Source organism: Actinoplanes sp. NPDC051513 (assembly GCF_044454685.1).
Lineage (GTDB): Bacteria > Actinomycetota > Actinomycetes > Mycobacteriales > Micromonosporaceae > Actinoplanes.
In genome coordinates, this window is sequence record NZ_JBITDW010000002.1 from 959,888 (window position 1) to 972,729 (window position 12,842).

Annotated in this window: 10 protein-coding genes; 2 read left to right on the top strand and 8 right to left on the bottom strand. The window is 72.2% G+C overall.

Annotated elements, in window-relative coordinates; all coding sequences use genetic code 11:
• Nucleotides 1–12 precede the first annotated feature (12 nt).
• Complete coding sequence (locus tag ACIA5D_RS09745) at nt 13–2,388, bottom strand: beta-glucosidase (RefSeq protein ID WP_396029446.1); 2,376 nt, start codon at nt 2,386–2,388, stop codon at nt 13–15.
• Between the two features lie 36 nt (nt 2,389–2,424).
• Here ACIA5D_RS09745 and ACIA5D_RS09750 point away from each other — a divergent pair, with 36 nt between their 5' ends.
• On the top strand, nt 2,425–3,429 hold the full coding sequence (locus ACIA5D_RS09750; RefSeq protein WP_396029447.1) for a LacI family DNA-binding transcriptional regulator: 1,005 nt from the start codon (nt 2,425–2,427) through the stop codon (nt 3,427–3,429).
• 116 nt (nt 3,430–3,545) lie between these two features.
• On the top strand, nt 3,546–4,016 hold the full coding sequence (locus tag ACIA5D_RS09755) for a hypothetical protein (protein WP_396029448.1): 471 nt from the start codon (nt 3,546–3,548) through the stop codon (nt 4,014–4,016).
• 44 nt (nt 4,017–4,060) lie between these two features.
• Here the strand turns inward: ACIA5D_RS09755 and ACIA5D_RS09760 are convergent, their stop codons facing one another.
• Genes ACIA5D_RS09760 through ACIA5D_RS09790 form a run of 7 tightly spaced genes read right to left on the bottom strand, consistent with a single transcriptional unit; the run spans nt 4,061 to nt 12,841 of the window.
• A complete protein-coding gene (locus tag ACIA5D_RS09760; RefSeq protein ID WP_396029449.1) occupies nt 4,061–4,666 on the bottom strand; it encodes a sarcosine oxidase subunit gamma in 606 nt (201 codons plus the stop codon).
• Nucleotides 4,659–7,358 carry a 2Fe-2S iron-sulfur cluster-binding protein gene (locus ACIA5D_RS09765; protein ID WP_396029450.1) on the bottom strand — a complete coding sequence of 900 codons (2,700 nt, stop codon included), beginning with the start codon at nt 7,356–7,358 and terminating at the stop codon, nt 4,659–4,661. Before ACIA5D_RS09765 ends, ACIA5D_RS09760 begins: the two co-directional genes overlap by 8 nt.
• On the bottom strand, nt 7,355–7,600 hold the full coding sequence (locus ACIA5D_RS09770) for a sarcosine oxidase subunit delta (RefSeq protein ID WP_396029451.1): 246 nt from the start codon (nt 7,598–7,600) through the stop codon (nt 7,355–7,357). Before ACIA5D_RS09770 ends, ACIA5D_RS09765 begins: the two co-directional genes overlap by 4 nt.
• Nucleotides 7,601–7,612: 12 nt before the next feature.
• A complete protein-coding gene (locus ACIA5D_RS09775) occupies nt 7,613–8,824 on the bottom strand; it encodes a sarcosine oxidase subunit beta family protein (RefSeq protein WP_396029452.1) in 1,212 nt (403 codons plus the stop codon).
• On the bottom strand, nt 8,806–9,798 hold the full coding sequence (locus ACIA5D_RS09780) for an ABC transporter substrate-binding protein (protein WP_396029453.1): 993 nt from the start codon (nt 9,796–9,798) through the stop codon (nt 8,806–8,808). The genes ACIA5D_RS09775 and ACIA5D_RS09780 overlap by 19 nt, the downstream gene beginning before the upstream one ends.
• 23 nt (nt 9,799–9,821) lie before the next feature.
• A complete protein-coding gene (locus ACIA5D_RS09785) occupies nt 9,822–11,798 on the bottom strand; it encodes an ABC transporter permease (protein WP_396029454.1) in 1,977 nt (658 codons plus the stop codon).
• Nucleotides 11,798–12,841 carry a glycine betaine/L-proline ABC transporter ATP-binding protein gene (locus ACIA5D_RS09790; protein ID WP_396029455.1) on the bottom strand — a complete coding sequence of 348 codons (1,044 nt, stop codon included), beginning with the start codon at nt 12,839–12,841 and terminating at the stop codon, nt 11,798–11,800. The genes ACIA5D_RS09785 and ACIA5D_RS09790 overlap by 1 nt, the downstream gene beginning before the upstream one ends.
• Nucleotide 12,842: the final 1 nt, after the last annotated feature.

Here is a 12,842-nt window from a genome sequence, read left to right on the forward strand (position 1 = left end):
ACCCGGAACGGATCAGGAGACGACGGCGCGGATGTCGCCCAGGCCCCGGGCCACCAGGAGCTCACCACCGTCGGCCAGGCGAGCCCACGACGACGTGGCCGTGTCCCACTTGCGCCACAGGCGGGGGTCGGTCGGGACGGTCACCTGGGCCGACTCGCCGGGCGCCACGGTCACCGATGTCCAGCCGACCAGGCGCACGGGCTCGTCCTTCTCCACCGGCCGCAGGTAGACCTGCACCACCTCCCGGCTGGTCCGCCCGCCGACGTTCTTGACGGTGGCGGTCACGGTTAGGGCGTCGCCGGTGACCAGGCGGACGTCGGAGTACTCCCACCTGCCGTACCCGAGCCCGTGACCGAGCCAGAAGGCCGGCTCGGGGGCCCGGCCGGCGAAGTGGCCGCGGTAGCCGATGAAGGTGCCTTCCGCGTAGGGGAGCTTGCCTCCGACCGGGGTGACCGACCAGGCCGGGGCGGCCGCGTCGGCGGCGGGAAACGTGGTCACGAGCCGGCCGGCCGGCTCGATGTCGCCGAGCAGGGCCGCCGCCACCGCGTGGCCGCCTTCCTGGCCGGGCAGGCCGGCCCACAGGACGGCGTCGACGCGCGCCAGCCACGGCATGAGGACGGGCGTGGCGGCGTTGACGACGACCACGGTGCGGCGGGCGGCGCCGGCCACGGCCTCGACGAGGGCGTCCTGGGCGCCGGGCAGGCGCAGCGTGGACTTGTCGACCGACTCGGTCTCCTGCTCCTCGGTGAGGCCGACCACGACAACCGCCACGTCGGCGCCGGCGGCGGCGCGGACGGCATCGTCGATGACGTCGACCGTGGAGCGTGGGGTGTGAAAAGCGATGAGTCCGAAAAGGCCCATCGCGGTGGTCAGGCGGACGGTGGCCGAGAACAGGTCGCCCGCCGCGACGGTGAAGGTTGCCGTCTGGAGCGGGGGCGTGAGCACCTCTTCGCCGAAACCGTTTCCGCTGCTCTCCAGCGAGTACGACTGGGCCGAGGGGGCCGTGACGGTCCACTCGCCCACGCCGAGGACGCCGAGCTCGACCGAGCCGGTGACGCCCACGCGACCGGCGAGGCGGGCGGACGCGACGGTCCCGGGGAAGTCGTCGTCCATCCCGACCATGGTCTTGGACTGGGGGCAGAAACGCTCCTCGAGCACCGAGCCGCCGGCGTCGAGCAGGGTGACGCGGATGCCGTCGGCGCCGGTGAGCGGGTCGGTCAGGAAGCCGTCGCGGGCGGGCACGGGGCGGGTGCGGACGTCGACGCCGTCCACGACCGTGACCCGGGCGCCGAGCTGCTCGGTGAGGCCGGTCGCGACCGAGACCTGATACGGCGGGTTGACCTGGGCGGAGCCGCCGCCCATGTCGATGGTCTCGACGGCGTGCCGGCCGATCAGGGCCACCCGCGCGGACCGGGCCAGCGGCAGCACGTCGCCCTCATTGCGCAGGACGGTCATCCCGGTCGCGGCGAGGCGGGTCAGCTGCTCACGCCGTACGGGCGAATCGGGAAGCGGGAGTGGCGACGGCCAGGAACGCTCGTCGCCCAGCGCGCCCACCCGCTGCGCCAACAGCAGCAGTCGATGGAGGTGGTCGTCGATGACCGACTCGTCGACGAGGCCGGCCCGGACGTCGGCGACCAGGGCGTCGCCCCACGGGCCGGACGGGCCGGGCATCACCAGGTCGAGGCCGCCGTTGGCCGCGGGCGCGGCGCTCTTGGTCGCGAACCAGTCGGACATGACCAGGCCGGTGTAGCCCCAGGCGTCCTTCACGACCTCGTTGATCACGTGGTGCTGCTCGGTGGCGGGGAGGCCGTTGACGTCGTTGTAGGCGGCCATGATCGACCAGGCGTCCGCGGCGATCTCGAAGGGCAGCAGGTAGAGCTCGCGCAGCGTGGCCTCGTCGACGACGCTGTCGACCGTGTTGCGGTCGGTCTCGGACTCGTTGGCCACCAGGTGCTTGAGGCAGGCGGCGATCCCGTTGTCCTGCATGCCGCGCACGTAGGCCGCCGCGAGCCTGCCGGTGAGCAGCGGGTCCTCGGAGTACGCCTCGAACAGGCGCCCGCCCAGCGCGCTGCGGTGCAGGTTGATGGTCGGGCCGAGCACCACGTGGATCTCCTGCGCCATGGCCTCCTCGGCGAGCAGGACGCCGACCTCGTGCAGAACGGTTTCGTCCCAGGAGGAGGCGAGCAGTGTCGCGTTGGGGAACAGCGACACGACGCGGCCGCCGGAGAACTTCAGCCCGCGTACGCCGGTGGGGCCGTCGGAGAAGCGCAGCTCGCCCAGGCCGATCTCGGCGGCGGGGTGCAGCGTGAAGGCGGAGGCGCCGGTGAGCAGCCGCACCTTGGCGGGCAGATCCAGCGACGTGATGAGCGCGGCGAGGTCGGTGGCCATGGCATCATGGTTACACGTGTAAGTAAGCTTGTCACCATGACCGATCGCAACCGTCGCCGGATCACCAGCGCCGACGTCGCGCGCCTGGCCGGCGTCTCCCGGGCGACGGTCAGCTACGTGCTCAACGAGACGCCCGGGCAGACCATCTCGGCCGACACCCGCGGGCGGGTGCTCGACGCCGCGGCCCGTCTGGGCTACGCGCCGAGCGCCGCCGCCCGCACGCTGCGCACGGGCCGCTCCGAGGTGGTGCTGTGCCTGCTGCCGGACTGGCCGATCGGGCCCGAGGTCGGCTCGATGCTCGGCAATCTGTCCACGGCCCTGGCGCGGCACGGGCTGACGCTGGTGGCGCACCCGGGCAACCGCGAGGACCGGCCGATCACCGAGATCTGGAAGGCGATCACCCCGGCCGCCGTGATCGCGTTCGCCGACTTCTCCGAGGGGGAGGTCGCCGCGATGCACGCGGCCGGGGTCGCGCTGGTGGTGGCGCTGTTCGGCCGGGGGTCGCAGCGCGGGCGGCGCGAGCTGGAGGTGCCGCAGCAACTGGTGGGGCGCCGGCAGGCTGCTCATCTCGCGGCCACTGGGCACGCGAGGATCGGCTACGCCTACCCCGACGACGAGCGGCTGCGGTTCTTCGCCGAGCCGCGGCTGGCCGGCGTGCGCGACGAGCTTCAGGGGAAGCAACTGCCTGGCCCGGCGATCGAGACGGTCGCGCTTGATCCCGACAAAGCCGCAGATTGCGTACGCCGATGGCACGCGGCCGGCGTCACGGGCGTGTGCGCCTACAACGACGAGGTCGCGTTGGCGGTGCTGGCCGGCGTACGGAAAAGGGGTCTTGTCGCCCCCGCCGACCTCGCCGTGATCGGGGTCGACGACATCCCGCCCGCGCGGCTGGCCGCGCCCGCGCTGACCACGGTGACCACCGACCAGGTCGCGATGGCCTCCTACCTGTCGGCCAGCGTGGTCGCCGCGATCTCGGGAAAGCCCGGCCCGGACGTGCCGAGCTCCGATCTGATCCGGCTCGTGCGCCGGGAGAGCGCCTGAACCGGTCGCAAGATCATCGGCATACATGAAACGCACAGGCGGGGCACATGGGCGACCAAGACTGTCGGCGAATGGTGAAGGGGAACCGGAAACCATTCAGTACCGGAGGACGCGCCATGCTTGTGCAGCTCAACCGCAACAATGGTGCCCGCGATTTCAGCGCCACCGCGACCGACCTGCCGCTGAATCCGGCGATGCTGCCCGCGAGCACCGGCCCGAGCCCGGTCGTCGCGGTGCTCGGCCCGCGCGGGCGGGTGACCGGCCTCGCGGGCCATCTGCCATCGGGGTGGTCGGTGCGCTACGCCGACGACCTCGATGACGTCAGCCCCGATGAGCTGCTGCTGTTCTCGGGGCCGGCGGTGCGCGACGTCGCGCTCGCGCGACGGCTGCTGCCGGGGCGCACGCAGCTGGTGGCGCTGGTCGACGACACCGCACCGGCCGAGGCGGTGGCCGCGGTGCTGACCGCCGGGGCCGACGCGTGCGTGCGCGGGGGACAGCCGGCGATCCTGGCCAGCCACCTCGTCGCCTGCCGGCGGCGGCAGCTGGCGGGGCGCTGGGCGCGGCTCAACGAGCAGGGCCGGGTGTAGCGCGGGCGGGGCCGCGGCGCCCTGACGACCGGGAGCGCCGCGCCTCACCCGGTGTACTCGACGCTCGCGTCCACGAGCCAGTCGACCAGATGGGCCGCGAAGGACGCGCGTACGAGCACCCAGAACGCCGGTTCGGCGGCATCGCCCGGGTCGCGCCGCAGCAGCACCACCGGCACGTGGGCCAGCACGGTCTGGACGCAGTCGCCGGTCCCGAACACGCGCGGATGCAGGTCGACGGCGCACCCGAGGGCCAGCAGGTCACGAACGCGGGGACCGCTGAGGAACAGGGTGGTGCGCTGCGCGGAGACGTCCACCACGGACGCGTGCCCGGAACCGGCCGCGGATCGCAGCTGCCCGGTCAGCCGTTCCGCGGCGCCGGGCGGGCCGACGACGAGCCACTCGTCCGGGCCGAGCCAGAGGACGTCGATGTCGCCGGACCGGGAGCTCGTGCACGCCTGGGTGGGCAGGGCGAGGCCGAGCTCCTTGCCGGCCGTCGCCGCGGCCGGGCCGTCCGGGTCCAGCCGGAGATCGAGCTGGGTGAGGAACGGAACCTCGGCCATCGCGATCGCGCCGCCGGCCGCGCCGGTCACCCGGGCGAGCCGGTCCGCGGCGCCGGCCAGCGGGGAGCGCCGGGTGTTTCGCTCAGCCATCGCGCCGTGCCCCTTCGGGGTCGTAGAGGACGGAACTGGTGATCGTCACCGGCACCAGCTCGTTCCCGAGCGGCGCGAAGACCCGCTGCCCGATCCGATCCCGGCCGCCCCGGATCAGGGCGAGCGCGAACGTGCGTCCCAGCGCCGCGCTGTGATAGGCGGACGTGACGTGGCCCAGGGCCGGCACCGGGGGTTCGGGCAGGGCCGGCGTCGCCACCAGGTGAGCGCCCTCGGGCAGCAGGGTCCGGCCGTCGTCCGGGAGCAGGCCGACCAGCTGCTTGCGGTCGGTGCGACTGGTGTCGGCGCGGGTGAACGAGCGCTTGCCGATGAAGTCGGCCTTCTTCTTCGAGACCGCCCAGCCCAGGCCGAGGTCGTGCGGGGTGACCGTGCCGTCGGTGTCCTGACCGATGATCGGGTACCCCTTCTCGGCCCGGAGCACGTGCATGGTCTCCGTGCCGTACGGCGTGATGCCGTGCGCGGCGCCGGCGGCGAGCACCGCCTCCCACAGCGCCACCGCGTCCCACCAGCTCACGTTGAGCTCGTAGGCCAGCTCGCCGGAGAAGCTGATCCGGCAGGCCCGGCCGGGGATGCCGGCGATGTCGGTGTCGCGCCACGTCATGAACCCGAAGCCGTCGCGGCTGACGTCGAGGCCGGGGGCGAGCGCGGCGAGCACGTCCCGCGACCGCGGCCCGACCACCGCGATCGTGGCCCACTGCTCGGTCACCGAGGTGCAGTGCACGCGCAGGTGCGGCCACTCGGTCTGCAGCCACTCCTCCATCCAGTCCAGCACCGCGGCGGCGTTGCCGGTCGTCGTGGTCACCAGGAAACGGTCCTCGGCGAGCCGGCTGACCGTGCCGTCGTCGAACACCATCCCGTCCGGGCGGCACATCACGCCGTACCGGACCGAGCCGACCTTGAGCGTGCTCATCATGTTCGTGTACAGCAGGTCGAGCAGCACGGCCGCGTCCGGCCCGGCCACTTCGATCTTGCCGAGGGTGGAGGCGTCCATCATCGCGACGCCGGTCCGGGCGGCCCGGCACTCGCGCAGCACCGCCGTGATCATGTCCTCGCCGTCGCGCGGATAGAACCAGGGCCGCTTCCACTGGCCGACGTTCTCGAACGGCGCCCCGTGCGCCTCGTGCCATTCGTGCAGGGCCGTCACCCGGACCGGGTCGTAGCGCATGCCGCGGTCGCGGCCAGCGAGGGCGGCGAAGCTGACCGGCGCGTACGGCGGGCGGAACGTCGTCGTGCCCAGCTCCCCGACGTCGACGGCGAGCAGCCCCGCGACCACGCCGCTGGTGAGCGTGCCGGACGTCTTGCCCTGGTCGTGCGCGGTGCCCGCGGTGGTGTACCGCTTGACGTGCTCGACCGAGCGCATGCCGGTGCCGGTGGCCCGCTCCAGGTCGGCGACGGTCACGTCGCGCTGCAGATCCACAAAAGCCGTGGCGGGGTCGCCGCCCGGCAACGTCCAGACGGTGATACCCGGCGTATGCGTCCCGGCCAGCGCCCCGGCGATCGTGACGGCCTGCCGGCAACCCCCGTCCGGACGGAAGGCGCCCAGCTCCGGGTCGTAGGCGAGCCTTCCGCCGGCCTGGCTGTAGAGGGCGCCGACCGGGTTCCAGCCGCCGGAGACGAGCAGGAGATCCGCGTCCAGGTCCCGGGCCGGCCCGGTGAAGGTCCCGTCCTCGAGGCGGCGCAGCGTCGCCGCGGAGACCCGGTCCTCCCCGGCCACGCGGGCGACGGCATGACCGTCGAGGACCTCGATCCCGCGCTCGGCGCAGCGCTGGGCCCACGGCGGGCTGCCACCGGGCCGCAGGTCGGCGACCGCCGCGATGTCGACCCCGGCGGTGTGCAGGTCGAGCGCGGCGGCGTAGGCGCTGTCGTTGGTGGTCATCACCACGGCTCGCCGGCCGGGCCGGACGCCGTACCGGTTGACGTAGGTGCGGGCGGCCCCGGCCAGCATGACGCCGGGCCGGTCGTTGTCGGCGAATGCCAGCGAACGCTCGTGCGCGCCGGTGGCGAGCACGACGTGCCGCGCGCGGATGCGCCAGATCCGCTCCCGGGACAGATGCGCCGGTGCCCGCCCGCCGAGGTGGTTGGTGCGCCGCTCGACGGCGACGACGTAGTTGTCGTCGTAGTAGCCGAAGGCGGTCGTCCGCGTCAGCAGGTGTACCCCGGGGTCGACCTCCGGGGCGGGCGAGCCGGTGCCCAGGAGGCTGCCGCCCGGCCGGGGCTGATCGTCGACGACGATCGTGCGGGCCCCGGTGGCCGCGGCCGCCGCAGCCGCGGCGAGCCCGGCCGGGCCGGCGCCGACGACGAGGACGTCGCAGTGCGCGTGCATTGCGTCGTAGCGGGCCGGGTCGGGCTCGCCGGCCAGGCGGCCACGACCGCCGAGGCCGCGAGCGACGAGCCCGTCGTAGAGCTCGACGACCGTCGCCGGCAGCATCGGCTCCGGGAACGGCTCCTCGATCTGCACGAGGGCGTTCGGCTCCTCGACGCCGGCCGAGAAGATGCCCCGCGGCCGTCCGAGCCGGAAGCCGGCGCCCGTCCGGTGCACGCCGTTGGCCAGCAGCGCCGAGGCGAGCGTGTCGCCCTCGTACCCCGTGTAGTCCCGCCCGTCGAAGCGGAAGCGCAACGGCCGGCTGCGGTCGACGAGCCCGCCCCGGTCGGTCCGGAAATCCTGGCCCGTCATGCGGCCACGATCTCGTTGGTCACGGTGTCGCGGACCAGGGTGAACCAGCGGCGGCAGCCGGCACTGTGGCTCCAGCGCTCCGCGAAGGGACCCTTCGGGTTGTCGCGGAAGAACAGGTACCGGGCCCACTCGGCGTCGGAGAGCGCGCCAGGGTCGGCGGGATAGGCCACGCCGGCCTGCCCGCCGTAGCCGAACTCGGACTCGTCGCGGGGACCGCACCAGGGACAGGGGATGAGCATCATCGTGGCAATTCCTCAGTGTGCGACGGCGGCGGCGCCGTGTTCGTCGACGAGCGCGCCGGTGGTGAACCGGTCGAGGCTGAAGGGGGCGGTCAGCGGGTGCGGCTCGCCGTGCGCGACCGTGTGCGCGTAGCACCAGCCGACGCCGGGCGTGGCCTTGAAACCACCGGTGCCCCAGCCGCAGTTGAGATACAGCCCGTCGACCGGGGTCAGGCCGACGATGGGGGACGCGTCCGGGGTGACGTCCACGATGCCGCCCCACGTCCGCAGCAGGTGGGCGCGGGCGAAGACCGGGAACAGCTCCACGGCCGCCGACATCTGCCGCTCGATGATGTGGAAGGCGCCGCGCTGCCCGTATCCGTTGTAGCTGTCGATGCCGGCGCCCATCACCAGCTCGCCCTTGTGCGCCTGGCTGACGTAGACGTGCACGGCGTTCGACATGACCACCGTCGGGTGCACCGGTTCGAGCAACTCGGAGACCAGCGCCTGCAGCGGGTGGCTCTGCAACGGCAGGGGGATGCCGGCCATGGCGGCCACCACCGAGGTGTGGCCGGCCGCGCTGAGCGCGACCCGGCCGGCCCCGATGGTGCCCCGCGTGGTGCGTACGCCGGTGACCCGGCCGTGAGTGACTTCCAGGCCGGTCACCTCGCAGTGCTGGATCAGGTCGACGCCGAGCGCGTCGGCGGCCCGCGCGAAGCCCCAGGCGACATAGTCGTGCTTGGCGATGCCCGCCCGGGGCTGGTACGTGGCGCCGAGCACCGGGTAGCGCACGTCCGGCGAGATGTTGACGATCGGGCAGACCTCCTTGACCTGCCCGGGATCCAGCCATTCCGCGTCGATGCCGTTGAGCCGGTTGGCGTGCACCCGGCGCACGCTGTCCCGGACGTCCTGCGGGCTGTGCGCGAGGTTGAGCACGCCGCGCTGGCTGAACAGGATCTCGTAGTCGAGCTCCTCCTCGAGGCCCTCCCAGAGCTTGAGCGCGTGCTCGTAGATGCCCGCGCTCTCGTCCCACAGGTAGTTGGACCGGATGATCGTGGTGTTGCGGGCCATGTTGCCGCCGGCCAGCCAGCCACGCTCCAGCACGGCCACGTCGGTGATCCCGTGGTTCTTCGCGAGGTAGTAGGCGGTCGCCAGGCCGTGCCCGCCGCCGCCGACGATCACCACGTCGTAGCGGCGGCGGGGCTCGGGGTTGCGCCAGAGCCGCCCGGTCAGCTCTGCGCCAGCCACGCCTTGACCTTGTCCGGGTTGGCGTCGACCCACTTCTTGGCCGCGTCCTCGTCGCTCATCTTGTCCTTGGCGATGTACTGGGCGACCGTGTTCTGGTCGTCGTTGGTCCAGTTGAACGCCTTGACGAGCTTGTAGGCCGGGCCGTTGGCGTCGGCGAACTTCTTGCTCACGATCTTGTCGAGGTCGTACGGCGGGTAGTCGCAGGCGACCTTCGCGGGGACCGCGTCGCAGCCCGCGGTGTACGGAGGCAGGTTGACCTTGACCAGCTTCATCTCGGAGAAGAACCACTGCGGGTCGTAGAAGTAGGCCAGCAGCGGGGTCTTCTTCGCCTCGGCCTGGCGGAACGCCTGGAGCAGCGCGGTCTCGCTGCCGCCGTTGACCACTTTGAAGTCGAGCTTGAGGTTCTTGACCAGGGCCTCGTCGTTGGTCACGTAGGACGGATCGCCGTCGAGCAACTGGCCCTTGCCGCCGGATTCCGAGGTCTTGAACATCGACGCGTACTTGTTGAGGTTCTTCCAGTCGGTGATGTCGGGGTACTGCGTGGCCATCCACGGCGGGACGTACCAGCCGATGATTCCCTTGTTGCCGGTCGGGCCGGCGTCCACCGCGGTCTTCTGCTCGTCGATGTACTTCTTCTTCAGGTCGTCGTGGCCCCAGTTCTCCAGGACCGCGTCCACCTCGCCGGTGCCGAAGCCCTGCCAGGAGACCTCCTCCTTGAGGTCCTTCTTGGTCACCGTGCAGCCGAGGTCCCGCTTCGCGACGTAGGCGACGACCGCGGCGTCGGCCTCGTACCCGACCCACGGGTTGACGGCGAGATTGAAGGCTCCGCAGTTGGCCGCCTTCGCCGAGGTGGCGCTGTCGGCCTCGCCCACTTTCGCGCCGCCGCAGGCGCTGAGCGCGACGGCGAGGGTCGTGGCAAGGGCGGCGCCGCCCAGCCGGCGGGATCTCGAGGTGGGGATCAGATCAATATTCATGATTCGCGTCCTTCGTGAGGGGATTATCGGGTGCGAGTCTTGGCGGCCGAGCGCTGGGCGGCCGCGCGGGCGATGCGGTCGAGCATGATGCCGAGCAGCACGATGGCCACCCCGGCGGCGAGTCCCTTGCCGTAGAGCTCGCCCTGGGAGAAGCCGGCGACCACGTCGTAGCCGAGCGCGCCGGCCCCGACCAGGCCGCCGACCACGACCATGGAGAGCACGTAGATCAGGCCCTGGTTCGCCGCGAGCGTCAGCGACTGCCGCGCCATCGGAAGCTGCACCTTGGTGATCAGCTGCCAGGTGCTCGACCCGGCGGCGGTCGCGGCCTCGACGGTGGTGGCGGGCACGCCGCGTACGCCGTCCGCGACGATCTTGATGGCGACCGGCGCCGCGAAGACCACGGCCGCGACGATCGCCGTGAACCTGGTGGCCGAGAAGAGCGCCAGGAAGGGCACCAGGTAGACGAAGGCCGGCATCGTCTGGCCGGCGTCGAGGACCGGCCGGATGATCCGGTCCGCGTGCCGGTTGCGTCCCATCCAGACCCCGGCGACCACGCCGAGCACCATCACCAGCAGCGTGGCGACGATGGTCATGGCGAGGGTCGTCATGCTGTCCTGCCACAGCCCGGTGCCGACCAGCAGCCCGATGCAGATGGCCGTGGTGACCGCGGCGCGCACGCTGCCGAGCACCGCCGCGAGCGTGATGGCCGCCGCGCCCACCAGCCACCAGGGCGACTCGGTGAGCAGCGCCTGAAGCGGATCGAGGAGCACCACCGTGACGGCGTTCTTCAGCGCCTCGGTGAAGCTGGTCAAGTCGTCCTGGGCCCAGGTGGTGACCGAGTCGGCGGTCCGGGCGAGGGCGCTGCCGACACCGGGCCCACCGGGGAACTCCGCCGCCCAGACGTAGGTGTAGGACAGATAGCAGCACACCAGGGCCACGACGCCGAGCAGCACCTGGACCGGCCTGCGGAAGCGGCCGGGCCGGTGCGTGGAAGAGACCCGGTCGCCGGCCGCGGTGGTGACCCGGTCCAGCACGATGGCCATCACCACGATCGCCAGGCCGGCGTTGAACGCCGTGCCGACGTCGAGCGTCTGCAACGCCTTGAGGACCGTCTTGCCGAGGCCCGGGGCGTCGATCAGGGCCGCGATGGTCACCATCGACAACGCCGCCATGATCGTCTGGTTGACGCCGATGACGATGGTGCGCTTCGACATCGGCAGCAGGACCCCGGTGAGCGTCTGCCACCCGGTCGCCCCGAGCGACTCGGTCGCCTCGATCGGCGTCGCGGGCACCGACCGGATGCCGTGGGCGGTGAGACGGATGGCCGGCGGCGCCGCGTAGATCAGGGTCGCGATCACCGCCGAGGCCGGCCCGATCAGGAACAGCAGGGTCAGCGGGGCCAGGTAGACGAAGGTGGGCATCGTCTGCATGAAATCCAGGAACGGGGTGATCAGCCGGTTGAACCGGTCGGACAGTCCGGCCCAGATCCCCAGGGGAATGCCGAACAGCAGCGAGATCGCCACGGCCGCCAGGGTGAGCGCGAGGGTGTCCATGCTCTCCTGCCAGAGGCCCTGCAGGCCGAGGAACACGAACCCGGCCGCGGCGAGCAGCGCGACCCGCCAGTTGGCGAAGACCCAGGAGACGTACGCGACCACGGCGACCACCCCGAGCCAGCCCAGGACCGGCACGGGACGGCCGAACGACGGCTGGGAGAGCAGCGACTGCACGAAGGTGGCGAAGGCGTCGACGGCGGCCCGGATCTCGTTGACGAAGTACAGGAAGATCGGGCTGCTGTTGCGGTTGGCGCCGACGGTGTCGTTGACATCGTTGAGCCAGCGATGCAGGGGGGTCAGGTCGGCGGGGGCCAGGGCGAGGGTGTCGCGTCCGCGGACCAGCGGCCAGAGCGCCACCCAGACCACCAGGACCGCGGCCGCCTGCATCGGCCGGTTCAACTGCCGACGAAAACGGGCCCGGGGCACCGCGGCCGTGGTTGTGATCATCAGGCACCGGCCAGCGCGGCGAAGATCTCGTCGCCGGTGACGACCCCGAGCAACCGCCCGTCCTCGACGACCTTCACCGGCCTCCCGGCGTCGAGCACCGGGCGCGCGGCATCGACCACCACCACGTCCGGGCCGAGCTCCGGACCGTCGAGCGGCTCGTCCGGCCGCGGCGGCCGCATGATCCAGCGCAGGGTGAGCACCTGCGCGCGGGGGACGTCCCGGACGAAATCGCGGACGTAGTCGTCGGCGGGCGCGCCGACGAGATCGGCGCCCGTGCCGCACTGCACCTGCATGCCGTCGCGCATGATGAGGATCCGGTCGCCGAGCTTCAACGCCTCGGACAGATCGTGGGTGATGAAGACCATCGTCTTGCCCACCTCGTGATGCAGCCGGATGACCTCGTTCTGCATGTCCCGGCGGATCAGCGGATCCAGGGCGGAGAAGGGCTCGTCGAAGAACAGCACGTCGGGGTCGCCGGCCAGCGCCCGGGCCAGCCCGACCCGCTGCTGCATGCCGCCGGACAGCTGGTCGGGGTACGAGTGCTCGTACCCGCCGAGGCCGACCAGCTCGATGACCTCCATGGCGCGGCGGGTCCGCTCGGCCCGGCCGGCGCCGCGGATCTCCAGCCCGTAGGCGACGTTGTCGACGACCCGCCGGTAGGGCAGCAGCCCGAAGTGCTGGAAGACCATCGAGAACTTCCGGCGGCGCAGTTCGCGCAGCCGCTTGCGGTCCGCGTTCAGGATGTCCTCGCCCTCGAAGACCACCTTGCCCGCGGTCGGCTCCACCAGCCGGGTGAGGCAGCGCACCAGGGTGGACTTGCCGGACCCCGACAGGCCCATGACCACGAAGACCTCGCCCGGCGCGACGTCGAAGGAGATGTCCCGCACCGCCGCCGTGCAGCCGGTCCGGTCGAGCAGCTCCCGCCGGGAGAGCGCACAAAGCCCGGGCGAGGCGGGGATCTGTGCCGCCTTCGGCCCGAACACCTTCCAGAGATCGCGGACGGAGATGACCCGCGTCGGCGCCGCGGTCTCGCTGCTGGTCATG

Coding starts and splice junctions, on each gene's coding strand:
- ACIA5D_RS09780 (WP_396029453.1), bottom strand. CDS start 9,798: ATGAATATTGATCTGATCCCCACCTCGAGATCCCGCCGGCTGGGCGGC.
- ACIA5D_RS09755 (WP_396029448.1), top strand. CDS start 3,546: ATGCTTGTGCAGCTCAACCGCAACAATGGTGCCCGCGATTTCAGCGCC.
- ACIA5D_RS09745 (WP_396029446.1), bottom strand. CDS start 2,388: ATGGCCACCGACCTCGCCGCGCTCATCACGTCGCTGGATCTGCCCGCC.
- ACIA5D_RS09785 (WP_396029454.1), bottom strand. CDS start 11,798: ATGATCACAACCACGGCCGCGGTGCCCCGGGCCCGTTTTCGTCGGCAG.
- ACIA5D_RS09750 (WP_396029447.1), top strand. CDS start 2,425: ATGACCGATCGCAACCGTCGCCGGATCACCAGCGCCGACGTCGCGCGC.
- ACIA5D_RS09760 (WP_396029449.1), bottom strand. CDS start 4,666: ATGGCTGAGCGAAACACCCGGCGCTCCCCGCTGGCCGGCGCCGCGGAC.
- ACIA5D_RS09765 (WP_396029450.1), bottom strand. CDS start 7,358: ATGACGGGCCAGGATTTCCGGACCGACCGGGGCGGGCTCGTCGACCGC.
- ACIA5D_RS09790 (WP_396029455.1), bottom strand. CDS start 12,841: ATGACCAGCAGCGAGACCGCGGCGCCGACGCGGGTCATCTCCGTCCGC.
- ACIA5D_RS09770 (WP_396029451.1), bottom strand. CDS start 7,600: ATGATGCTCATCCCCTGTCCCTGGTGCGGTCCCCGCGACGAGTCCGAG.